This window comes from Flavobacterium sp. GQ95 (assembly GCF_059758655.1).
Genome location: NZ_JCAXEB010000004.1, coordinates 214,821 through 239,436, shown reverse-complemented (window position 1 = coordinate 239,436; position 24,616 = coordinate 214,821). Strand labels below are relative to the sequence as shown.

At 35.5% G+C, this 24,616-nt stretch carries 16 protein-coding genes; 10 read left to right on the top strand and 6 right to left on the bottom strand.

The window, feature by feature from the left end; genetic code table 11:
• Positions 1-52 precede the first annotated feature (52 nt).
• The 6 genes from AC6CH4_RS10490 to AC6CH4_RS10465 form a co-directional block, all read right to left on the bottom strand.
• Positions 53-1,111 (bottom strand): sterol desaturase family protein, encoded by a 1,059-nt coding sequence (locus AC6CH4_RS10490; protein WP_498102701.1) that lies wholly within the window; start codon positions 1,109-1,111, stop codon positions 53-55.
• Positions 1,112-1,482: 371 nt separating this feature from the next.
• The gene (locus AC6CH4_RS10485; protein WP_498102699.1) at positions 1,483-3,408 is read right to left on the bottom strand and encodes an arylsulfatase; all 1,926 of its coding nucleotides are present in this window, start codon (positions 3,406-3,408) and stop codon (positions 1,483-1,485) included.
• Between the two features lie 60 nt (positions 3,409-3,468).
• On the bottom strand, positions 3,469-5,370 hold the full coding sequence (locus AC6CH4_RS10480; RefSeq protein WP_498102697.1) for an arylsulfatase: 1,902 nt from the start codon (positions 5,368-5,370) through the stop codon (positions 3,469-3,471).
• A gap of 63 nt (positions 5,371-5,433) precedes the next feature.
• Entirely contained in the window at positions 5,434-7,002 is a 1,569-nt protein-coding gene (locus AC6CH4_RS10475) for an arylsulfatase (protein WP_498102695.1), read from the bottom strand.
• Positions 7,003-7,029: 27 nt separating this feature from the next.
• Entirely contained in the window at positions 7,030-8,502 is a 1,473-nt protein-coding gene (locus AC6CH4_RS10470; RefSeq protein WP_498102693.1) for a RagB/SusD family nutrient uptake outer membrane protein, read from the bottom strand.
• Positions 8,503-8,518: 16 nt separating this feature from the next.
• Positions 8,519-11,650: a SusC/RagA family TonB-linked outer membrane protein gene (locus AC6CH4_RS10465; RefSeq protein WP_498102691.1), complete on the bottom strand. Its 3,132-nt coding sequence runs from the start codon at positions 11,648-11,650 to the stop codon at positions 8,519-8,521.
• Positions 11,651-12,666: 1,016 nt separating this feature from the next.
• Here AC6CH4_RS10465 and AC6CH4_RS10460 point away from each other — a divergent pair.
• The 10 genes from AC6CH4_RS10460 to AC6CH4_RS10415 all read left to right on the top strand — a co-directional run bounded on the left by AC6CH4_RS10460 (position 12,667) and on the right by AC6CH4_RS10415 (position 24,551).
• Positions 12,667-14,139 (top strand): MFS transporter, encoded by a 1,473-nt coding sequence (locus AC6CH4_RS10460; RefSeq protein ID WP_498102689.1) that lies wholly within the window; start codon positions 12,667-12,669, stop codon positions 14,137-14,139.
• A gap of 204 nt (positions 14,140-14,343) precedes the next feature.
• Complete coding sequence (locus AC6CH4_RS10455) at positions 14,344-15,816, top strand: MFS transporter (RefSeq protein WP_498102687.1); 1,473 nt, start codon at positions 14,344-14,346, stop codon at positions 15,814-15,816.
• 16 nt (positions 15,817-15,832) lie between these two features.
• Entirely contained in the window at positions 15,833-17,425 is a 1,593-nt protein-coding gene (locus AC6CH4_RS10450; RefSeq protein ID WP_498102685.1) for a magnesium transporter MgtE N-terminal domain-containing protein, read from the top strand.
• Positions 17,426-17,452: 27 nt separating this feature from the next.
• On the top strand, positions 17,453-18,502 hold the full coding sequence (locus tag AC6CH4_RS10445) for an MFS transporter (protein ID WP_498102683.1): 1,050 nt from the start codon (positions 17,453-17,455) through the stop codon (positions 18,500-18,502).
• A 124-nt stretch (positions 18,503-18,626) separates the two neighbouring features.
• The gene (locus tag AC6CH4_RS10440; protein WP_498102681.1) at positions 18,627-20,843 is read left to right on the top strand and encodes a molybdopterin oxidoreductase family protein; all 2,217 of its coding nucleotides are present in this window, start codon (positions 18,627-18,629) and stop codon (positions 20,841-20,843) included.
• A gap of 18 nt (positions 20,844-20,861) precedes the next feature.
• Positions 20,862-21,431 (top strand): 4Fe-4S dicluster domain-containing protein, encoded by a 570-nt coding sequence (locus AC6CH4_RS10435; RefSeq protein ID WP_498102679.1) that lies wholly within the window; start codon positions 20,862-20,864, stop codon positions 21,429-21,431.
• Positions 21,432-21,441: 10 nt separating this feature from the next.
• Complete coding sequence (locus AC6CH4_RS10430; protein ID WP_498102677.1) at positions 21,442-21,954, top strand: QcrA and Rieske domain-containing protein; 513 nt, start codon at positions 21,442-21,444, stop codon at positions 21,952-21,954.
• Positions 21,955-21,977: 23 nt separating this feature from the next.
• A complete protein-coding gene (locus AC6CH4_RS10425) occupies positions 21,978-22,226 on the top strand; it encodes a DUF6755 family protein (protein WP_026984554.1) in 249 nt (82 codons plus the stop codon).
• Between the two features lie 256 nt (positions 22,227-22,482).
• Positions 22,483-23,655: a molybdopterin molybdotransferase MoeA gene (locus AC6CH4_RS10420; RefSeq protein WP_498102675.1), complete on the top strand. Its 1,173-nt coding sequence runs from the start codon at positions 22,483-22,485 to the stop codon at positions 23,653-23,655.
• A gap of 149 nt (positions 23,656-23,804) precedes the next feature.
• Positions 23,805-24,551, top strand: coding sequence for a sulfite exporter TauE/SafE family protein (locus AC6CH4_RS10415; RefSeq protein ID WP_498102673.1), 747 nt, complete (start codon positions 23,805-23,807; stop codon positions 24,549-24,551).
• The last annotated feature ends 65 nt before the right edge of the window (positions 24,552-24,616 follow it).

Sequence of the window (24,616 nt, the reverse complement as noted above, 5' to 3'; positions counted from 1 at the left end):
AGAGCTATCAAATTGGAGATTTAATAGCTCTGCCTGGATTTTATTTGTTTTTTTACGACTGAACTGGCTCGTAAACGTTTTGATTTGTTTGGACTGTATTCTCTTTTTGTGAAGTTGGCAGTGCAAGAACTCCATCTGCTAAAGGGCTTCCTTCAATTTTGGATTTGAATATTGGCCATAAAAACTGAGCGTACCATTCTTCGCTTTTGTAGGTTTTGGTTCCATAGGATTGAGGAAATTTACGTGTGATTAAACCCGTTCCGAAGATCACATCCCAAATGAAAAACATGTTTCCGAAGTTGCCTTTAAAATGTCCAACACCGTCACCGCTAGTATCTGCATGGTGTGCGTGATGCGTTGCAGGAGTCGAAATCAAACGTTCTAAAACCCAGGCAATCGGATGAAGTACTCTGTATTTGTAAAAAGGCTTATCCCAGGCAAGACTTGAGTGTGCACCCAAAGTGATGATACTTTTAATAACCAAAACAAATAAAGCCGGAATTCCTAATCCTAAATAAGTAAGTGTTGCAGTCAAATAAATTTGAGAGAAAAATACGGTGTAAAGAAAGTTTTGTCTCGAAGCCATGGCCATTCCCATATATGGAGCGGAGTGATGGGTTCTGTGAAAACGCCATAAAAACGGAACCTGATGATGAAGTCTGTGATACCAATATTGCGTTAAATCATCAGCAATTGCAATTAAGAAAAAACCACCCCAAAATGGAACCCATGATAATGTATTCGCCAAATTTGGAAGTAAATAAGGTAAAGCGGTTAAGCTAAAAAATGTAATTACGGGAGGTAAAAGTAATTTTGGAGCCAAAAAACAGATAATGTCTACTTTGCGTTCACGTCCTGTCCAGTGATCATCATATAGACCGGCAGCAAATTCAACAATTCCCAAAACAATCGAAAAGGCAATTAATCCCCAACTTCTGATGTTTTTAAATGCAGGCTGCAAAAATTCTAAATAAGTTGGTAAGGTAAGATGTGATTCTGATACATGTCCATTATTTAGTTTAAAATAAAGTAATATTGCCAATACCGGCAAACTATAAATAAAAAGACTAATCCCTAAGTCTCTTTTTAATTTTGTTTGATCTAGTGCCATAATTTCTTATTTTAAAAATTGATTAATTAATGCTAAACCTCCCGCCAAAATGACAAGCGGAACCAAAAAAACAATCGCCCCGACGATGATTTTTTTCCCTATTACTTCGTAATCTGCTTTTCTCATGATTTCCTTTTTTTATTACTTATATTCTCTTTTTCTTGTTTGAAATTTTCAAACTTCTGTTGTATATCAATAAGTTGTAAATTTAAAAATAAAACTATTAATTCTATATATTTAGTAGAATTTAATTTAATTATTTTGTAAGATTTTGTTATATAAGTCGGCCAAATTTTATTTTTGCTTTCTTTTTATTTTTGCAAATCGAATTTTATCCTGCAAGTTTTTGAATCTTGCAGGATAAGATATTATTAGTTAGAACTTCCGGCACTTCCCGGTTTAGTCGCTTGTTTAATTAAATCCTGAAGCGTTTTACCTTTATCTGCTCCAGAATTATGTATTCTTCTGTTGTACACATCTTGCCAGTCAATTAATGGATAAACGTTATTTTCTTTGGCTTGTTCATCAAATAATTTTTTAAGCTCAGCCAATTTTTCAGGATATTTTTGTGCCAAATTATTACGCTCGTTAAAATCCTCGTTAAGGTTGTATAATTCCCAAACATCTGCGTCAAAATTACTTTCTGCTGGTTTGTCACTTTTTCCTAAAGTTTTTTTCACAGCAAATGAATCTGGTAAATGTGCTGCTCCGGCTTTCCATCCATCTTTGTAAATTGCTCTGTTTCCAAAAATGTAGTAGTATTGAACTTTGTGTAGTGATTCTGCTTTAGCATTATCTAAAGAAGCATAAAAAGAAGACCCCTGAATAATATCCTGTTTTACATTTTTGATATATTCCGGGGCTTTTATTCCGGCAATATCCAAAGTTGTTGGAAGCAAATCGGTTACGTGGCTGTATTGATTTCTGATGCCGCCTTTTTGTTTAATTCCGTTTGGATAATAAACAATCAGTGGATTATGAGTTCCTCCTTCAGATTGTGCATCTTGTTTCCAGTTTTTGAAAGGTACATTGGTTGCCTGAGCCCATCCTAGAGGAAAGTTTGTATTTAGACCTTTAGCAGTTCCAATCTCATCAATATTAGCTAAGTTTTTCTTCAAATTTTCTTCGTCAGATGTTCCCTGAGAAAATAAACTTTGATTGATGGTTCCTTCTGTAGTTCCTTCTTTACTAGCTCCATTATCTCCAATTGCCAGGAAAATTACAGTATTGTCCAATTGATTTGTTTCTTTTAAATAATTGACAACTCTTCCTATTTCATAATCAGTATACGTTAAGAATCCAGCGTAAACTTCCATGAAACGAGCATAAACTTTCTTTTGATCCGGAGTTAGTTTTTTCCAATCAGCAATTAATGGATTACGTTCTGGCAATACTGCATTTGCGGGAATTACACCCAATTTCTTTTGGTTCGCAATAACTTCTTCGCGGTAAGCATCCCAGCCTTTATCAAATTTTCCTTTGTATGGATCGCTCCATTTTGTAGCCACCTGATGCGGTGCGTGGGCAGCTCCAGGCGCATAGTATAAAAAGAAAGGTTTTCCGGGTGCGGCTTTTTGCTGTGTTTTAATATAACTGATTGCTTTATCTGTAATTAATTCATTCAAATGGCGTCCGTCAGGCGTAACGTGAACCTGGTCTTCAACTAAATCAGGATTGTACTGATCGGTTTGAGAACCTAAGAATCCGTAAAAATGATCGAAACCTTTTCCGGTTGGCCATCTGTCAAACGGACCTGCGTCAGAAGCTTCTTCGTCTGGAGTAACTCCGTATTTACCAACGGCAAAAGTGTTGTATCCATTCGCACGCAAAATCTCAGCAATTGTTCCTTTATCAGAAGGAATTCTTCCGTCCCAACCTGGGAAACCTGCAGATAAAATAGTATGAGAAAATCCACTAACGTGAACTCTTCCTGAATTTCTTCCAGTCAAAAGCGCAGCACGGGTAGGAGCACAAATAGCAGTCGTATGAAAGTTGGTGTAACGCAAACCATTATTGGCTAACTGATCGAAAGTTGGTGTCTGAATTAAGCCTCCAAAAGCAGTTGAAGCTCCAAATCCAACATCATCTAATAGAATCCAAATCACATTCGGTGCACCTTTTGGCGCTTTTACCGGTTCTAGCCAATATTCTTTAGAATCGGCTAAAGTTTTTCCGATCACTCCTTTAAATTCTTCTGGTTTTTCTTGTGCAAAACCAAATTGCGCAATAAGAATTGCAGTAATCAAAAGTCCCCTTTGTGAGCTTTTGATTTTTGAGTTAATTTTAAATTTTTTCATTATTTCTTTTTTTAATATTTTGTTTATTCTATGGATTTAGTATGATTTTGAACTAAAATTTTACTTGTTTGCTTTGGTCAATAATTCCTGAGCAGATTTTCCCTCCGTAGCAGGCGTTTTGTGTATTTTTCTTTGGTAAACGTCTTGCCAGTCAATTAAGGGATACAGGTTGTTTTTCTTAGCCTGTTCGTCAAATAGTTTCTTAAGTTCGGCTAGTTTCTCTGGATATTTTTTGGCCAAATCTTTTCTTTCATTGAAATCTTCATTGATGTTGTACAATTCCCAAACATCCTTGCCAAAATCAGCATTTAAAAGACCTGCTTTTTTTGGATCATTCAATGCTTCTTTAGCTTCAATTGAATTAGGATGATGTGCTGCAGCGGCTTTCCATCCATCATTGTAAATCGCTCTTGCTCCAAAAATGTAGTAATGCTGAATTTTGTGATTCGAAACTGCTTTCGCATCATTCAAAGAATTGTAAAACGAATATCCCTGAATAGTATCTTGCTTAATTTCTCTGATAGATTCAGGTGCTTTCACTCCTAAAATATCAAGCGTTGTTGGCAAAATGTCAATTACATGACTGTATTGCGTTCTGATTCCAGGGGTTTTAATTCCCTTTGGATAATAAACAATCAGCGGGTTGTGAGTTCCACCTTCAGAATTAGCATCTTGTTTCCAGTCTTTAAAAGGAACATTGGTTGCCTGCGCCCATCCTAAAGGATAATTTCCATAGGTTTCAGGTGTTCCAATTTCGCCAATTCGTTTTAAATTATTTTGAAATACGGTCTCGTCTGTTTCTCCATTTACATAGGTTTGTCTGTTGACAGCGCCTTGCAATGTTCCTTCTTTACTTGCGCCGTTATCGCCAATTAAAACAAACACAACCGTATTTTCCAATTGATTACTTTCTTTTAAATAATTGACCACTCTTCCAATTTCATAATCTGTATACGTCAGGTATCCCGCATATACTTCCATGAATTTTGAATATACTTTCTTTTGGTCCGGAGTTAATTTTTTCCAGTCTGCAATAAGTGGGTTGCGTTCTGGCAAAACAGCATTAGCCGGAATAACTCCTAATTTCTTTTGATTCGCAATTGTTTTTTCTCGGTAAGCATCCCAGCCATCATCAAATTTGCCTTTATAGGGATCGCTCCATTTTGCAGCAACCTGATGAGGTGCATGAACGGCTGCCGGAGAATAGTACAAAAAGAAAGGTTTTCCCGGAGCTGCTTTTTGCTGTTTTTGAATGTAGCTAATCGCTTTATCCGTAATTTGCTCACTAAGATGTCTTCCGTCAGGCGTAATATGAACTTGATCTTCAATTAAATCAGGTTTATACTGATCTGTTGCTGAACCTAAAAAACCAAAAAAATGATCAAATCCTTTGCCTGTTGGCCAATGATCGAAAGGTCCGGCATCAGTAGCTTCTTCATCAGGAGTAACTCCATATTTACCCACGCCAAAAGTATTGTATCCTTTATCACGCAGAATCTCAGCAACAGTTCCATTTTTCGAAGGTAATCTTCCGTCCCAACCTGGAAATCCTGCAGACATTATCGTATGCGAGAACCCTCCAACATGAACTTTATGAGAGTTGCTTCCAGTTAATAAAGCCGATCGGGTAGGAGCACAAATTGCTGTTGTATGAAAATTGGTATATCGCAATCCGTTGTTGGCCAAACTCTCCAAAACCGGAGTTTCGATCAAACCTCCAAAAGCGCTTGAAGCTCCATATCCAACATCATCCAAAACAATCCAAACTACATTTGGAGCACCTTTAGGAGCCGTAACCGGTTCCGGCCAGTATTCTTTTGAGTCGGCTAAGGTTTTTCCAATTACGCCTTTAAATTCTTCTGGTTTAGTTTGTGCAAAACCAAATTGTGCAAGAAGTATTGCAGTAATCAAAAGCCCTTTTTGAGGACTTTTGATTATAATGTTATTTTTAAACTTTTCCATTTTACATTATTGTTACGTTATTACCATTAATAATAGAATTCTGTAATCAGTATTTTAACTATGCTATTTTATTTTATTCCAATCTTCGACACCTACTTTTACTGACCATTGCTGATGTAATTCAATCAGGGTTTGGAGTAGTTTTGGTTCTGATTTTGCCAGATTTTTTGTTTCTGTTCTGTCTGTGGCTAGATTATATAATTCCCAGGGCTGATTGTTTTCCGCTACCGCTTTCCACTGCTCTTTTCGTATTGCTTTGCTACCTTCATGTTCCCAAAACAAGGCTTCATGTGCATAAGATTGTTGTCCTTCAAATTCCCTTTTTAAGCTAATACCTTCTAAGGGTATGAGTTTTTTTCCCTGAAATAAATCGGGATATTGAGAACCGGAATACTCCAGACAAGTTGGAAAAATATCAATCAAATGACTTACCCTGTTGCTTACTATACCTGCCTTAATATGCTTTGGATAATAAGCAATAAAAGGGGAAGCAATACCGCCTTCGTGGGTGTTCTTTTTGAATAATTGAAAAGGCGTGTTGCTCACATTTCCCCATGGACTTTCGTAACTATCAATCGACGCAACCGAACCTGCTGTTCCATTTTTTTGTGTAACATAATTCCAATTTTTCACATCATCGGCACTTCCACCATTATCAGAAAGAAAAAGAACAAGGGTATTATTTTCTTCTCCCAAAGACTTTACTTTCTGCAGGATTTCTCCAATTCCGGCATCCATCCGGTAGATCATCGCTGCATAAATTGCCATCCGGGTATCCCATTTATCTTTTTCTTCGGCACTTAGTTTTTCCCAATCCGGTACTTTTTCAAAACGATTTGATAAGTCCCAATTTTTATCAATGATTCCTTGTTCTTTTAATTTTTTTAAACGCTTTGCTCTCAATTTATCCCAGCCTTCCAGATATTTGCCTTTGTATTTTGCAATATCTTCCGGCAATGCCTGAATGGGCCAGTGCGGAGCATTATAAGCAACATACAGAAAAAAAGGTTGTTGCTGATTTCGCTGTTTTTCCAAAGAATTAATAGCAAAATTGGTAATCTCCTGAGTTAGATAGGTAGAAGTATCCGTGCGAATAATTTCTTTATTTCCTTTCAAAAAAGTAACCTTTCTACCGTCGTTATACAAAGGTTCCGAGTTGAAATAACTGCTTCCATTGTTTTGTAAAGTAAAAGAATCATCAAACCCCCGATTAACCGCCCAGGCTGATGGTATTAAACCAACGTGCCATTTTCCGGAAACAATGGTGTGGTATCCTGCCTGTTTGAGTGCTTGCCCAATCGTAATGCAGTGCTCGTTTAAATATCCCTGATAGGCAGGAAATCCCTTATCCTGCACCATGTCCCCAACACCAGCCTGATGTGAATACAAACCAGTGAGTAACGAAGCCCGGGAAGGACAGCAACGGCCTGCATTGTAAAACTGCTTTAGAATAAGCCCGTTTTTAGCGAGTTTATCCAGGTTTGGAGTTTTAATTTCTGAACCAAAAGCACCAATATCTGAGAAACCTAAATCATCCGCCAAAATGACGATGATGTTAGTTTGCTTTTTCTGTGCAAATAGCTGAAATTGTACCACAACCAATAGGACAAGTATGAGAAGTTTTTTGATCATTTTATTTACTCGTATGTAAACCTTTTATTAATAACCAGGGTTTTGTGGTAATCCAACAGGATCAATATTACGCTCACTTTGCGGAATCGGATATAAATTATTTCTTTCTGAAACAGAGTTTTTAGCCGTTACTTTTTTAATTTCAGTTACCAAAGTTCCCCAACGTACTAAGTCGAACCATCTTTGGCCTTCCTGCATAAATTCTTTTTTGCGTTCTTCCTGAATAGCAGCTCTAAAAGTTACCTGATTTAATCCTGATAAATCTACAGTGGCATCAGGTGTAGTAATTGGTTTTCCAAAAGCTCTTCTTCTCACCTGATTAATAAATTCATAAGCTTCCGGCGTTGGTGCTCCCTGTTCGTTAATAGCTTCCGCTAAAGACAATAAAATATCGGCATAACGAATAAGCGGGAAATTGATTGCCACGTTTGAAGGAGTTGCTAAATTGGTTAAATCAAGATACTTTTTAAAAATTGGTTTCGGAAAAGTATATAATGTTCCTGTAGCAGGATTTGGCAATTGTTTGGCAAAAGTAACATCTCTGCGTAAATCTCCTGCAGCAAAAATATCGTAAAACAAAGCTACATCCGAAATAATATCAGCAGGTTCTGTTGCTGTAAAACCTGTGAATGAAGTAGCTTGAAAAGTGCTTCCGCTTGATCCGTTTCCGGCCTGATTTGGTTCGAACTGAACAGAGAAAATATGCTCTTTTCCATTCTTTTTTGCTTTCGCGAAAATATCTCCAAAACTTTCAAAAAGCGCATATCCGTACCCGCCATTAATTACTTCTCTGGATTTTGCAATCGCATTAGGCCAATCTTTTCTGGTCAAATATACTTTGGCTAAAATCGCTTTTGCAGCACCAGAAGTAGCACGTCCGGCGTCAGTTGCAGGATAAGTTGATGGCAAACCTTCAGCATCTTTTAAATCTGAAATAATTTGAGTGTAAACTTCTTCAACCGAAGCTCTTTTTGATTTTAAGCTTTCTAACTGAATAGAAGTTGGTTCGTGTAAAACAATTGGAACCCCACCCCAAAGACGAACTGCCTGAAAATACAATAACCCTCTGATGAATTTTGCTTCCAGAATCAACCTGTTTTTAACAGCATCTGTACCGGTAACTTTTGGAATATTATCGATTGAAACATTGGCTCTGTTGATTCCCGCGTAAATTTGGCGCCACGCTACCTGAACACGATCTGAAGTCGCGTCATGAGTTAAACTGCTCAAAGCTCTAACCTGTGGATTGGTTGCCGAAACTCCAGCTGCAGCATAGTCTGTAGCCATATCAGTTAAGAAATACAGGTTTCTTCCGAATAAACTTTGTTCTCCCGGATCAAGACTTAAAGAAGCGTAAACTGCAGTTACACTTGCAATAGCATCATCTTGCGTTTTAAAGTAATTATCTTCGGTTACGAAAGAGGTTGGTGTTACCTCCAGATCTGCGCACGAAACAAATAGTCCGGCACTTAGTAGGAATGTTATAATAATCTTTTTCATTTTATATTTTTTTTACTTAAAAAGTTACGTTCAGTCCGGAAATGAATGTTTTAGAGTTTGGATAAGAACCAAAATCAATTCCCGGGTATAAGTTGTTTTGTTCGTATGAACTAACTTCTGGATCATAGCCAGTGTATTTAGTCCATGTAATTAGATTTTCAGCAGATACATAAAATTTTACGCTCTTGGTTCCCAATTTTTTAGAAACGCTTTTAGGTAATGTATATCCTAAAGTGATTAGCTTTAATCTTAAGAAAGAAGCATCTTCTACGTAGCGTTCTGAAACGATTCCAAGAGGAGAACTTGTTGCTCTCGGAACTTCATTGCTTGGGTTAGCTGGTGTCCAACGATCTTCAAGTGTAACGTTAGCATTAGTTCCAAGAGTCGAAATTTCTAATTGCTGATTAAGCGCATTGAAGATTTTTCCGCCGTAAGCACCCTGGAAAGAGAAATTCAGATCAAAATCATTATAAGAAATTGTATTGCTAAAACTTCCAACAAATTTTGGCTGAGAAGTTCCAAGATTTCCTTTGTCAAGGGCAGTTATAACACCATCTCCATTCGTATCGACATATCTTCTGTCACCTATTTTTGTATTGGCTAAACTGTTTATTTTTGGTTGTGTGTTAACTTCTTCCTGAGTCTGGAAAATTCCATTCGTTTTGTATCCCCAGAAAGTTCCTAAAGGCAATCCTACTTTTACTGTTACAGGTTGTTGTTGTAATAATGAACCATTTGGAACAATTGGGAAAAATTGGTCAACTCCATTTCCTATCGAAACAACTTTGTTTTTGTTGGCAGAGAAAACGAAGTTAGAATTCCATGAAAAGTTTTCTGTTTTGATGTTTTCTGTAATCAAACCAATCTCAATACCTTTATTTTCAACTCCACCAATATTCTGTAAAACAGTTGCAAACCCTGAAGTCAACGAAACTGGCACGTTGATTAACAAATCGTTTGTTTTCTTGTAATAAACATCAAAAACAAAATTGATTTTTCTGTCTAATAATGATAAATCTAAACCAACGTTATACTGATTTGTTTTTTCCCATTTCAAATCCGGATTTGCTAGTCGGGTAGGAGCTAAACCTGTATAAATTGTACTTCCGAATGAATAGTTTACGGAACCCATTTGTGCCAAAGAAAGATAATTTCCAATTTCCTGGTTTCCTGTTGTTCCGGCTGTTATTCTCAATTTGGCTTCCGTCACACCTTTGATGTTGTTGGCAAAATCTTCATCCGTAATATTCCAGGAAAACCCTGCTGATGGGAAATAACCCCAAAGTGATTCTGACCCAAATCTTGAAGAACCATCTGCACGTCCTGAAAGCGTGAAGTTGTATTTTCCTTTATAAGAGTAGTTTACTCTCGCTAACCAGGATTTTAATACACTTTCAAATGCATCACTATAAGGTTTTATCGGAACACCATCTTGTATAGCATTGTATGTATTGGCATCGTTTATAAAAGTATTTGCACCGGCATTTACTACTTCGCCTTTAGTGTATTGAAGAGTGTATCCTCCTAAAGCAGAGAACTTATGATTTTCACCAAAATTAGTGTTGTAATTCAATGTGTTTTCATTCAATACGGAACTTACTAAACGATCTCCAACTGAGGCTAAACCTTTAGTTCCGGCTCCGGTAGTTGTAGTTGACGGCGCATAATAATTTTGTTTGGTATCAAGAACATCTCCACTAACAGCAACTTTTGCAGTAAGTTTTTTGGTTATTTTATATTCACCAAATAAGTTGGTCAAAATTCTGTTGATTTTCGTTTCGTTGGTTGTGTTTTCCAAATCATTAATCGGATTTGCAATAATTCCATTAACTGCAGTTGCATAAGGATTATTAGTTAAATTATAACTTCCATCGGCATTTTTAATAGGGACCACAGGAGGTTGATACAAAGCAACAACTAGCGGGTTGGGCTGTCTGCCGGCAGAAGACCCGCCGTTTGTTCCAACACCATTTGCAACCGAATTGCTATAGTTAGCATTTACACCAAATTTAAAATTCTGAGAATAATTTCTTTCGTAATTGACACGGAGGGAAATTCTTTTAAAATCTGAAGCGATTACAATTCCTTCCTGTTGAAAATAACCTGCTGAAATGGCATATCTTGAACGTTCATCTCCGCCTGAAAAAGACAATTGGTGATTTTGAACCGGTGCCGCAGTTCTAAAAACGGCATCTTGCCAGTCATAACTTCCTGAAGTTTTAAAAGCTTCTATTTGAGCTGCAGAAAATGAAGGTGCCTGACCAATACTTGCCTGAACGTCATTACGTAAACTTGCCCATTGACTGGCATTCATTACATGTAGTTTTTTTGAAACATTCTGGAATCCGAAATAGCCTTGATATGAAATATTATCCTGACCTTTTGTTCCTTTTTTGGTGGTAATAATTACCACTCCATTTGCTCCACGAGACCCATAAATTGCAGTTGCAGAGGCATCTTTTAGAACTTCAATCGACTCTATATCACCTGGATTAATAGTAGATAATACATTAACAGTAGCTCCTGCATATGCCACTCCGGCGGTACTATTATTATTATCATTGTAAATTAAAACTCCGTCTACTACATACAGTGGTTCGTTACCAGCAGTAATCGAGTTTCCTCCTCTGATACGTACACTTGAAGAGGCTCCCGGACGACCAGAACTTTGTGTAACTACAATTCCCGGAATAGCACCACGTAATAAGTTATCTGCTGATGAGGTAACCTGGGATAAATTTGCTTTTGGAACCGAAGCTACAGAACCTGTAATGTCTTTTCTCTTTTGAGAACCGTATCCTACAACTACTAATTCATCTAATTCCTGACGCTCTTCTTTTAAATGGATCGTAACAGGATTTTTGTCAACGATTATCTCCGCTTTTTTATACCCAATGTAACTTACGATTAAAGTATATGGTAATTTTTGACCTGTCTGAAAATAAAATTTTCCTTCTGCGTCGGTTTGAACTCCGTGTGTTGTTCCTTTAATAATAACAGACGCTCCAATAATCGGCTGGTTGGTAACATCATCTACAACAGTTCCGTCTAATTTGGATTGGATTAATGGTGTTGTATTTTGAGCAGTAACTCCGGCCGTCAGAAGCAGGAGAAATAGTATTGAGTATATTTTTAAATTTTTTTTCATTTCTTTGTACTGGTTTAAGTAATTAACAAGACGCCCTGGGCACTGATTTTTCAGCACTCTAAATGTGTTCTTGATTTAGCGATAAATATTCTTTAAGCCTCGCCATTTCTGTTGCCGCAGAAATGGCTTTTTTTATTTATATACAGCAGCGATGCATTTTTTTCATTTTTCAGGTATTTAGTTATTAATTATTTTTTTTGATTTATAGGTATAGTTTCAAGAATCATTTCAATACAAATAAATGCATCAAATAGATTTTTGGAATTTTCAATAAGAATTTTGGTGGTGAATTTTATATAGTTTCGTTTTGGTTCCGATTTAATAATGAATAAAAAAATCGTTAAACGAAAAAAAATGCTAAGATTTAGCAACAGAAGCACATATAACAAAACGTGTTATAAGTATATTTTTTTTGAAGATTTAAATACGATATGCTTTCGGTTGTTTTCAAAATATAGTTTTTTTGGTTTTAAATATGATTTTAAACTCTACTAATCCTATAGACAAAGTTAATTTTAATCTAATAAAAACCAAAAAAAACTTAATATTTTTTTTTACAGTAAGAAATAAAGAACTAAATACAGAAGTTTTATGCTTGTAATAAATTGATTTTTAGTTGGTTAAATAACTTTTTTAAAAAATTAAAAAAGTTAAATTCCTATTCGTACAAGACTTTAAAATGTAGTATTTTATACTTATTTTTTATGTTTTGATTATTTGTGTAATTAAGGAAACTGATCTAAAAACGTCTGAAAAGCAATTATTTAAAAATATTTAGGTCTTTTTGAGCAAACTAAAATTCAATATTTCAAACATTTCAAAAAAAATAAAAAAAAATAATTTTTTAAAGCTAATTCCAAAAATCAATAAGATTTAAATACTTGGTATTTAGTTATTTAGTAATATATTTTTGCTTAATTTTATAAGGCTCAATTTTCATAAGCAAAAGATTACTTATTTTTTGCTTGATATATAACGATTTACGTTTTAGAAAAAATCTTCCTAAATACTATTCTATGGCAAATCTTTCACAATCTCATCGCATTCTTTTTTTCAATACACTAGGTTTTATGGTTTGTTTCGCCTGTTGGACACTCAACGGGGTTTTGGTTACCTTTTTAAATGATCGTGGTATTTTTGAATGGAGTGTCGTCGAAATAGGATGGTTATTGGGAATTCCGATTTTAACCGGTTCTATTATGCGATTGCCAATGGGAATTTTAACTGATAAATACGGAGGAAAACCAGTATTTTCATGTTTATTAGTTCTAAGTTCAATTCCGTTATTTTTACTTCCTTTTGCAACGAACTTTTGGACATTTGCCATTTTAAGTTTTCTTTTCGGAATGGTGGGTACCAGTTTTGCCATTGGCGTAGGATATACTTCGATTTGGTATCCAAAGGAATGGCAGGGAAGGGCATTAGGAATTTTCGGAATGGGAAGTTCAGGTGCAGCTTTGACAACATTTTTAGCACCAACCTTACTCAATAATTTTACAGAGAATGATCCGGAAAATGGATGGAAATGGCTGCCTGTCATTTATGGAATTGCTTTATTAGCGACAGGAATTGTATTCTTTATTTTTACAACAAATAAAAAAGTAGAAGCAACATCAAAAACAGTCAAACAATTACTACAGCCTTTAAAAAGCGTTCGTGTCTGGCGGTTTGGACTTTATTATTTTCTTGTTTTTGGTTCTTTTGTCAGTTTCTCACAATGGTTATTACCCAATTTTATGAATGTATATCATACTACATTAGTCACAGGAGGTCTGTTTGCATCATTTTTTAGTTTACCAACAGGTGTAATTAGAGCCTATGGTGGTTTTTTATCGGATCGTTTTGGAGCCCGAAAAGTAATGTATTGGGTTTTGAGTTCTTCAGTTGTTTTAAGCTTCTTATTAATGTTTCCGAAAATGGAAATTACTACTGCCGGATCCGGTCTTTTGGCTGATAAGGCAGGAACAGTCACAAAGGTTTCAGAAGATCAGATTGTGGTTGGAGATAAAACGTATGCCATAACAAAAGAGAATAAAGAGGCAAAACAAAGCAAAATTTTGCCTTCAAAAAAATCATGGCAAGAAGTAGTTGTACAACAAAATCAACAAATTCAAAAGAAAGATTTATTGGCAGAGGGAATAACTCAAATTCATTTTGAAGCCAATATGTGGATTTATTTAGCACTCGTTATTTTAATTGGCGCCGCTTGGGGAATTGGTGCCGCTGCGGTATACAAACATATTCCGGATTATTTTCCAAATGAAGTAGGAGTAATTGGAGGAATGGTTGGTATGCTGGGCGGTTTAGGAGGTTTTTTCGGGCCTATTATTTTCGGATATTTACTAAGTTTTACTGGTTTTTGGACAAGTTCCTGGGTATTTATTTTAGCAGTTTCGTTAGTCTGTCTTATCTGGATGCATCGTGTTGTGGTTAATTTAATGAAAGAGAAGTCACCTGAATATGCGAAAGACATGGATAGAAAAAGTTAAACTGATTTTATAGTATCAATATTTTATAAAAGCTTGTTTCTTTAATTTAAGAGGCAAGCTTTTTTATTACTTCATTTTTATACATAAAGGATATAAATATCTTTATATGATATATGTCATTTTCTGCAAGGATACAAGGCTATAATTTTACTTCAAATGAGAACATAGTGTCTCATTGGTTAAGTACATTTTAAAAGCCTTTTTATGAGCGGTTTATCTCAATCTCACCGAATTTTATTTTTAAACACACTTGCTTTTACAGTATGTTTTGCCTGCTGGACATTAAATGGTGTTCTTGTCACTTATCTTGTCGATAAAAGTATTTTTAACTGGACAGTTGTAGAAACAGGCTGGTTGTTAGGAATTCCTATTTTGTCAGGTTCAATATTCCGACTTCCAATAGGTATTCTAACAGATAAATATGGCGGTAAAATTGTTTTTACTGTTTTACTATTATTGTGTTCTGTGCCTCTTTTTTTACTTCCGTTTGCAAATTCATTTTGGAGTTTTGCCGTTTTAAGTTTTTTCTTCGGATTGGTAGGAACAAGCTTTGCTGTCGGAATTGGTTATACCTCTGTATGGTATCCAAAAAGTTGGCAGGGAAGGGCGTTAGGTATCTTCGGAATGGGAAATGCAGGTGCGGCGATTACCACTTTTATTGCACCTACCTTATTAAATAATCTTTCAGAAAAAGATCCAATGAATGGTTGGAAAACATTGCCTGTTATTTATGGTACTGCTTTAGTAATTATAGGATTGCTGTTTATTGTTGGTGCTAAAAATAAAACCAATCAGGCAGCTTCAAAATCAATGACAGAATTATTGTCGCCACTTAAAAACAGCCGCGTTTGGCGTTTTGGTGCGTACTACTTTTTAGTTTTCGGTTTCTTCGTAGCCTATTCACAATGGCTTTTACCCAATTTTATGAATGTCTATCACACCTCTTTAGTAATGGGGGGAATGTTTGCGACTATGTTTAGTTTGCCATCCGGTGTAATTAGAGCTTTTGGAGGTTATTTGTCAGACAAATTCGGAGCCAGAAAAGTAATGTACTGGGTTTTGGGGTCATCAATAGTAATCAGTTTTTTATTGATGTTTCCAAAAATGGAAGTGTTTACAACAGGACCAGGTGTTATGGCTTCTACAAATGGTATTGTTAACGAGGTTTCTGCTAATGAAATAACAGTAAATGGAAAGGTTCATAATGTTTTAGAGAAACACATCGATAACAAAAATGAAACTTCAATTTTTCCGGTAAAAAATTCCTGGCAGGAAATCGTGGTAAAACAAAATCAGGAAGTCAAAAAGAAAGAATTATTAGCGAAAGGAATTACTCAAATTAAGTTTAGCGCCAATCTTTGGGTGTATGTGGTTTTGGTAATCCTGATAGGAATTTCGTGGGGAATTGGAAAGGCCGCTGTGTACAAACACATTCCGGAATATTTTCCAAATGAAGTAGGAGTTGTTGGCGGAATGGTTGGTTTAATAGGTGGACTTGGTGGATTTGTAGGTCCTATAATCTTTGGTTATTTGCTTAATTCGACCGGATTATGGACCAGTTCCTGGATCTTCATTTTTGCAGTTTCAGTTCTTTGTTTGCTTTGGATGCACCAAACTATTATAAAGGCAATGCGAATTAAATCACCAGATTTTACCAGAGATATAGAAGATAAATAATAAAAAAAACAATAATATGAAAACTTGGTTAGATAGATGGGAGCCTGAAGATGAAATGTTTTGGAATACTGCCGGAAGTAAAACTGCATGGAGAACTTTAACAATAACAACGATTACTTTAATATTATCATTTGCCTCTTGGTTTATGATGAGCGTAATAGCCGTAAAATTACCAGGCTTAGGATTTAATTTTTCGAAAGATCAATTGTTCTGGTTAACTGCAATTCCCGGATTGGCCGCTGGATTTTTAAGAATCATTCACACTTTTATATTACCCATTTTCGGGACAAGACATGTGGTTTCTTTTGCAACCGCAATCAAATTAATTCCTGTAATTGGAATTGGTTTTGCAGTCATGAATGTCAATACACCATTTTGGGTATTTGCAGTTTTAGCTTTTACAACTGGTTTTGGAGGTGGAGATTTCTCTTCTTATATGCCAAGTACCAGTTTGTTTTTTCCAAAAAGACTAAAAGGAACAGCGTTAGGAATACAAGCCGGAATTGGAAATTTCGGGGTTTCAGTAGCACAGTTTGTTACGCCACTTATTATCAGCGTTGGAATTTACGGAACAGCTTCAGTATTTACCAGCATTGATCAAAAAGAAACAATTAGCGTTCTTCAGAATTCAACCATCGAAAAACAAAAAGAAGTTTTTGGCTTACTTAATGCCGAAGTACAGACTAAAATACTTTCAAACGTAAAGAAAACTATTATTGACTCGGTTAAAACCTCCATTACTTCAGATGATAAAGCTGATTTGTTTATTTCACTACCTATAAAGGCGAAAGCAAAAGCGATTGCAAACGCAAACCCGAAATTGGCAGAGAAAATACTAAACAATATTAATCCTCAAAATATGGCTGTTAAAAACAAAGAAATTTACTTGCAGTCGGCTGCTTTTTGGTTTGTTCCTTTCTTAATATTGCTGTCAATTGTAAGCTGGTTTTATTTAAGAAGTATTCCGATGAAAGCTTCAATAAAAGAGCAATTGGATATTTTCTCCAATAAACATACCTGGTATTGCACGATAACGTATTTGATGACTTTTGGAACTTTTGCAGGTTTATCAGCTGCCTTTCCATTAATGATTAAATTTTTATATGGAGATTTTCCAAATGCGCCAGATCCTTTATTATATGCTTTTTATGGACCACTTATTGGCTCTGCAAGCAGAATAGCTTTTGGTTTTGTTGCTGATAAAGTTGGAGGTGCCATACTAACTACAATTACCGGTTTAGGAATTTTGGCTGGAGCTATTATTCTGGTAACTCAGGGATTAGTAGCACCGACAAGTATGGATCAATTTCCTCTCTTTGTAGCCGTAATTTTAGGAATGTTCTTCTTTACAGGAATTGGAAATGCTGGTACTTTTAGACAATATCCCATTATTTTCGCTGAAAATCAACGTCAGGCGGCAGGTGTTATTGGGTGGACAGCCGCAATTGCAGCATTTGGTCCATTTATCTTTTCAAAACTTATTGGGAATAATATTTCTGCTAATGGCACTGTAAATCAATTCTTTATTGGTGTTGTTATTTTCACTATATTAGCTACAGGTGTAAATTGGTGGTTCTATAATCGCAAGAATTGTGAAAGGCCGAGTTAAGAAGTAATCATTAAATTTTAATTAACGATGAAAAATAAAACGTTTAATACCAAGGCCTTACTTATAGCAACTGCAGTATCAGCATTAACTATTGTTTTTGTTTTTTACGGTTCAAGAAAACTGCAAAATTTTGATGCTGCATTAATCACTTATTTATTCGGAACTGTATTTGCTTTCTTCGGAATTGTATATAGATATTCGGTTTGGCTTCAAAGACCACCAACCTGGATGTACTTCAAACGCAGTCTTCAATTTTTATTCACAGGAAAAATACTTTCACATTTATGGTTTTTAGGAAAAGAATCTGTGGGGAATATTGTAGTTCAAAAATTCATTTATCCAAGAAGTAAATACCGTTGGTTTGCCCATTTTTGTATTGCATTAGGATGCATGTCAGCTTTTGCCATAACCATTCCGCTGACATTTGGCTGGATTCATTTTACATTAGCTCCAAATTCCATTTCCATTTACGAAGCCCATTTTTTCGGTTTTAAAATGATGGATTTTGAAATAGGATCTTTTCTCGCATTTCTGATTTTTCATGCTTTAAACTGGTCTTCATGGCTGGTCATAATTGGATCTGTATATTATCTCCGAAGACGATTAACAAATCCCGGTTTAATAGCCACACAATCTTTTGAAGGCGATTTATTACCTCTTATTCTATTAATTGCAATTTCAGTTACAGGATTATGTCTTACTTATTCCTATCAATTCATGAAAGGATTTGCGTATGACTTTCTTGCTGTAATTCACGCCGTTACCGTAATTATGTTTTTAATATGGATTCCGTTTGGAAAGTTCTTTCATATTATTCAGCGTCCAGCCCAAATTGGAGCTCATATTTATAAAAAAGAAGGAGTTAAAAGAGGAATGGCAGTGTGTCCACACACCGGAGAAGAATTTGCAACACAACTTCATATAGACGATTTAAAAATCGTGACCAAACAATTAGGTTTTGACTTCACGCACGAAGACGGAACGTCACATCTTGACTTAAGCCCCGAAGGAAAAAGATCCCGTTTGGCACAAGCACATTTAAAAGCAAGATTAGAGGGTGGAAACTTATTTGGATAGAAAAATGTAGTTTCAGGTTTCTTTTGTTTCAAGTTTCAAGTTCTCACTTTGTGTAAACTTTACTTTATAGACAAACTAAATCAACCTGAAACCTGAAACTTGAAACAAAAAAAACAAAACAAAAATGGCAAAATTACCTGTATCAATTGAAAAAATAATTGAGGCTTTTGGTCCTCATCTAAATTATGCGCCAAAAGATGGTTACGAAGGTAGAGATGAACCTGATGAGCTTGTAAAAACACATTGCTGTTTCTGCGGGATGCAATGCGGGATTCAATTGTCAGTAAAAGATAATAAAGTAGTAGGATTTGAACCGTGGATGGAATTTCCTTTTAATGAAGGGCGTCTTTGTCCAAAAGGGGTGCAGCGTTATCTTCAAAATAATCACCCGGACCGTCTTTTACATCCTATAAAAAGAGTAGAAGGAAAAGGGTTTGAAAAAACAACCTGGGATGAAGCGATGGATAAAACGGTTTCTGAAATAAAAAGAATTCAGGATAAATACGGTAAACATGCTTTTTCAATGTTGTCAGGCGTATCGCTTACTAATGAAAAAAGTTATTTGGTTGGAAAATTTGCGCGGGTTGCTTTAAAAACCAGAAATCTGGATTATAACGGAAGACTTTGTATGGTAAGTGCCGGTGCCGGAAATAAAAAAGCATTTGGTTTAGACAGGGCTTCCAACAATTATTCTGATTTAGAATACGCGGAAGTAATAATAGTTGCCGGAGCAAACATTAGTGAAACTTTTCCAACACTAACACACTGGATATGGAAAGCTAGAGATCGCGGAGCAAAATTAATTGTGATCGATCCAAGAATGATTCCGCTAGCCAGAACGGCAGATATTCATTTAGATGTAAAACCCGGAACTGATTCGGCTTTATATGGCGCTATGCTAAAATATTTGGTTGATCACGACATGCTGGATCACGATTTTATAGACAATTATACATCTGGATTTCAGGAAACAATCGATGCGGTAAAAGATTATACTTTAGAATGGGCAGAAGAAATTACCGGAATTGATAAAGATAAAATTATGACTGCAGCCGAATTATGGGGCAAAGCGAAAACAAGTTTCCTGCTGCATGCACGAGGCATAGAACATCACTCAAAAGGAGTTGATAATGTTTTAGGGTGTATTAATTTGGTTTTGGCAACAGGAAGAATTGGCAGACCTTATTGTGGTTACGGAACAATTACAGGCCAGGGAAATGGACAAGGAGGAAGGGAACACGGTCATAAATGTGATCAATTGCCGGGAAATAGAGATATTGAAAATCCGGAACACCGAAAATATATTGCTGAAGTTTGGGGAATTGATGAAAAGGACATGCCTGGAAAAGGATTAACAGCTTATGAAATTATAGAAGCAATTCATCGTGATGAAATCAAAGGATTAATATCAATTTGCTTTAATCCGTTAGTTTCCCTTCCCAATAATAATTATGTCAGATCGGCTTTGGAAAAATTAGAATTCTATGTATGTATTGATTTCTTTCTGAATGAAACGGCCCGTCATGCAGATATTGTTTTAGCCGGTTCTTTACAGGAAGAAGAAGAGGGAACTACAACTTCGGCAGAAGGACGTGTTATTCGTATTCGACAAGCGGTAACACCTCCCGGAGATGCAAGAACGGATACTTCAATATTATTAGAAATAGCGGAACGTTTGGGTGAGAAAGATAAATTTACTTATGATAACAGCGAAGCCATTTTTAATGAATTAAGAGTGGCTTCTAAAGGAGGAACAGCCGATTATTTTGGAATTACTTATAAAAAAGTGGAGGATAATATGGGCATTTTTTGGCCTTGTCCATCTGAAGATCATCCGGGAACTCCCAGATTATGGGAAGACAAAAAGTTTAAAACTCCGGATGGAAAAGCACATTTTAATCCCGCTCCTTATAAATTGCCAGGTGAAGTTACAGATGATGAATATCCAATCATATTAACCACAGGACGTGTAGTTTCGCAATATTTAAGCGGAACACAAACACGCCGAATTGGTAAACTGGTTGATCAATTTCCGGAACCAATGTTAGAAATTCACCCGGAATTAGCTTCAAAATATAATATAAAACAACGAGAATTAGTAAGAGTTGTCACCCGAAGAGGAGAAGGAATTTTTCCGGCAAATATTGTTGAAACGATTCGAATGGATACTGTATTTATACCCTATCATTGGCCGGGAGCCAAATCAGCAAACCAATTGACGCCGGGAACTTTAGATCCTATTTCTAAAATACCTGAATTTAAAGTTTGTGCGTGTTTATTAGATCCGCAAGGAAAAATTGCTCCGTCATCTAAAGAATCTGAAGCTTATGCAAGTGTTTAATCTATAAAAAATAAAATTATGAATCTGACTAATTTTAATAAAAATGAAGAGTTTTTTGTAGATCTGCAACGCTGTATTGGCTGCAAAGCTTGCGAAATGGCTTGCGCCGAATGTGAAACGAATGGTCAGGAATCCTTGATCAGTGTAAATTATGTCGAACGTTCTTCAACGATTCAAACAACGGTTCAGGTTTGCATGCATTGCGAAGATCCGGTTTGTGCCAATGTTTGTCCGGCAGATGCTATTTCGCAGGATGAATTTGGAGTGGTGCATACAGCCAGTACGGAAAGATGCATAGGATGTTCCAACTGTGTGATGGCATGCCCTTTTGGAGTTCCTAAAAAAATGGAAGAATACGATCTGATGATGAAATGTACCATGTGTTATGACAGAACCAGCGTGGGTAAAAAACCAATGTGCGCCACAGTTTGTCCAAGCGGTGCTTTATTTTACGGAACAAGGGCAGAAATTGAAGAAATGAGACCAAACAGTTCTCCCGTAAACACTTTCATTTTTGGAAAAGAAACGGTCAATACCAAAGTAAATATTATGATGCCTAAAGGCAGTAATGAATTAAGAATATATTAAATCTAAATCCATGTCTAAAGAAGATAATTTAAATAAAAACTGGAAAAAAGATTTCCCAATACAAAAGCAGCAATCAACACAGGTAAGCCGACGTGATTTTGCAAAATTCCTGACTTTTGTTTCAGGAGGATTAATGATAGGCAGCGGATTTGTAGCTGCAAAAGCTTATTTATTGCCAAAAGAAGAAGTACAAGGTGAACATTTTATTTGCAATAAAGAGGAAGTCCCTGTTGGCGGAACCAGAGGTTTCGTAATTGAAGGCAGTACTGTCCCTTATATTTTAGTGCATTTAGAAAGTGGAGATTTCAGGGCTTATGAACAAAAATGTACGCATTTATCCTGTTCTGTATTTTACAAACCTGGAACCGGAATTATTCATTGTCCCTGCCATGAAGGTTCTTTTGATGCCATGACCGGCGATGTAATTGCAGGCCCGCCGCCTAGAGCTTTACCTCAATTAGAAGTTTTTTTCAAAGAAAACAAAGTCTACGTTAAGGCTTTGATACAAGAAAAAGAGAGTTAGAATAAATTTAAAAATGAATGATCATGAGTACATTTAGAAGAAGTCAGAATCGCGCCAATCCTAATAAATTGAACAATATTCTTTCGACCCTTATTTTTATACTAATTTTAAATGTGAGTATTCAAATTTGGCTGTTATATGCTTCACTGAACAATGCATTAGATAACAACAAAGAAATTTTACTTCCTGCATTTATAGCATCGGCTATATTGTTTTTGATAGGCTTTTCATGGCTTTATTATCTTCCGAAAGGGAACTTTAAAAAGAAATAATTCAACTGAAATTTGAATTCAGTTCGTTTGATTCCGTTGAATTTTTAAAAACAATGATAAAAATCCAATCCAAGCTCATTGCTGAATTCCAAATTTAAGCAGCATCAAAATGCTATTTTTTGTTTTTTCTGAACGTATTTGAAGAATTAAGCATAAATTTATAATCTTTAAATATTTTAGATAATTAACGATTTAAACTAAGTAATAATACTTATATTTGTAATAAGTATTTTTTGCTTGTAATAATATAGCAGCCATGATTCAAGTTGAACAAGCCTTATCGATTATTGCGGAAAATAGCACTAAAATGCCGGCTCAAAAAATACTGGTACGCAAAGCATTAGGTTATGTTTTGGCCGAAAGTGTTTATTCGCCAATTGATATGCCGCCCTTTCGCCAATCGGCTATGGATGGTTACGCTTTTATACATGGTGAAAAACATCAGTATGATGTTGTAAGTAGTTCACAAGCAGGAGATCATGCAAATATAAAATTAAAGGGAAACGAAGCAGTCCGCATTTTCACAGGTGCTTTTGTTCCGGATGATGCAGATACTGTTGTAATGCAGGAACATGTGATGGCTAATGAAAATTCCATTTTAATTACCAGAATGCCAACACAATTTACAAATGTCCGCGCAAAAGGGGAGCAGATAAAAAAAGAAGAGGTTGTTTTTGAAACCAATACTTTGATTACACCAGCGGCGATCGGTTTTTTAGCTTGTCTCGGAATTACTGAAATATCAGTTTATAAAAAGCCTAAAATAGCTATATTAGTGACTGGAAATGAATTGGTAAAACCGGGTAAAAAATTACCGAAAGGAAAGATTTACGAAAGTAATTCGGTGATGCTTCAGGCGGCACTGCAAACGATCGGAATAAAGAAAATAAAAAGTTATAAGGTTAAAGATAATCTTAAAGCGACTAAAAAAGCGTTAAAAGGCATTCTTGAAAAAAATGATATAATATTAATTTCCGGTGGAATTTCAGTGGGTGATTATGATTTTGTAAAAGACGCTTTATTGGCCAATGGTGTTGATGAGCTTTTTTACAAAATCAATCAGAAGCCCGGAAAACCAATGTTTTTCGGACGTAAAAATGAAAGCCTCGTTTTTGCTTTGCCTGGAAATCCGGCATCTTCACTGACTAATTTTTATGTTTACGTTTATCCGGCGATTAAAAACAGAATGGGTTTTTCGGAAATTCATTTACCAAAATTAATGCGAAAATTGAATAGTGAAATTACAAATTCAACTGGTAAAACATTATTTTTAAAAGCTTTGTATGATGAAACTCATGTAACAGTTTTAGACAGCCAAAGTTCTGCAATGCTTAATACATTTGCGATTGCCAACAGTTTACTGATTGTGCCGAATGATACAGAAAATCTTAAAAAAGGTGCACTTGTAACTTTGTTGCCAATTGATTAGAAGATTTTTAGAATAAAGAATAAAGAATAAAGAATAAAGAATAAAGAATAAAGAATAAAGAATAAAGAATAAAGAATTTCAAGCTTATAGTGCGGTATGTAAAAATAAACACATAGCATGAAACAAAGAAAACCTGAAACAAAAACAAAATGAATCTCCTTAGTTCCGAAAATATTATCCTTTTTAGCTTCGCATTAATCGTGATTGCATTTTTATATTCCAGTGTTGGGCATGGTGGGGCTTCGGGTTATTTGGCTTTGATGACGATTTTTGCTTTTCCGATTTCAGTTATGAAACCATCGGCCTTATTATTGAATTTGTTTGTTTCGAGTATTTCGTTTTTATTTTATTATAAAATGAATTATTTCAAGCCTAAATTATTTTATCCTTTTGCAATAGCCTCGATTCCGGCAGCATTTATTGGAGGTTTTATCACTTTAGATAATACGATTTACAAGATTGTTTTGGGAGTTGTTTTAGTTTTTGCAGCTTTAAGATTGTTCGGAATATTCAATTTTAAAGAAAAAGAAGCCGTGACGATTAATATCCCGCTTGCATTGACAATTGGTTTTATTATTGGATTATTATCAGGAATGTTAGGTATTGGTGGCGGAATTATTTTAAGCCCGATTTTATTGTTTTTAGGATGGGCGTCGATTAAGGAATCGGCCGCGATTTCGAGTTTGTTCATTTTTGTGAATTCATTCGCCGGAATTATGGGCTTCTTTTTAGGAGGGAAAACAATTCCGACAGAAAGTTTTTATTTAGTTCCGATTGCCGTTTTAGGAGGTGTTTTGGGTGGCTATTATGGCAGTGGTTATTTTTCTAATAAAACATTAAAAATTGTTTTGGGAACGGTGATTTTGATGGCCAGCATTAAATTGATTTTTCCGTAATAATTAATAAATTAAAAGTAACCGCAAAGTACGCAAGGCTTTGCAAAGCAGTTTATAGAAATAGC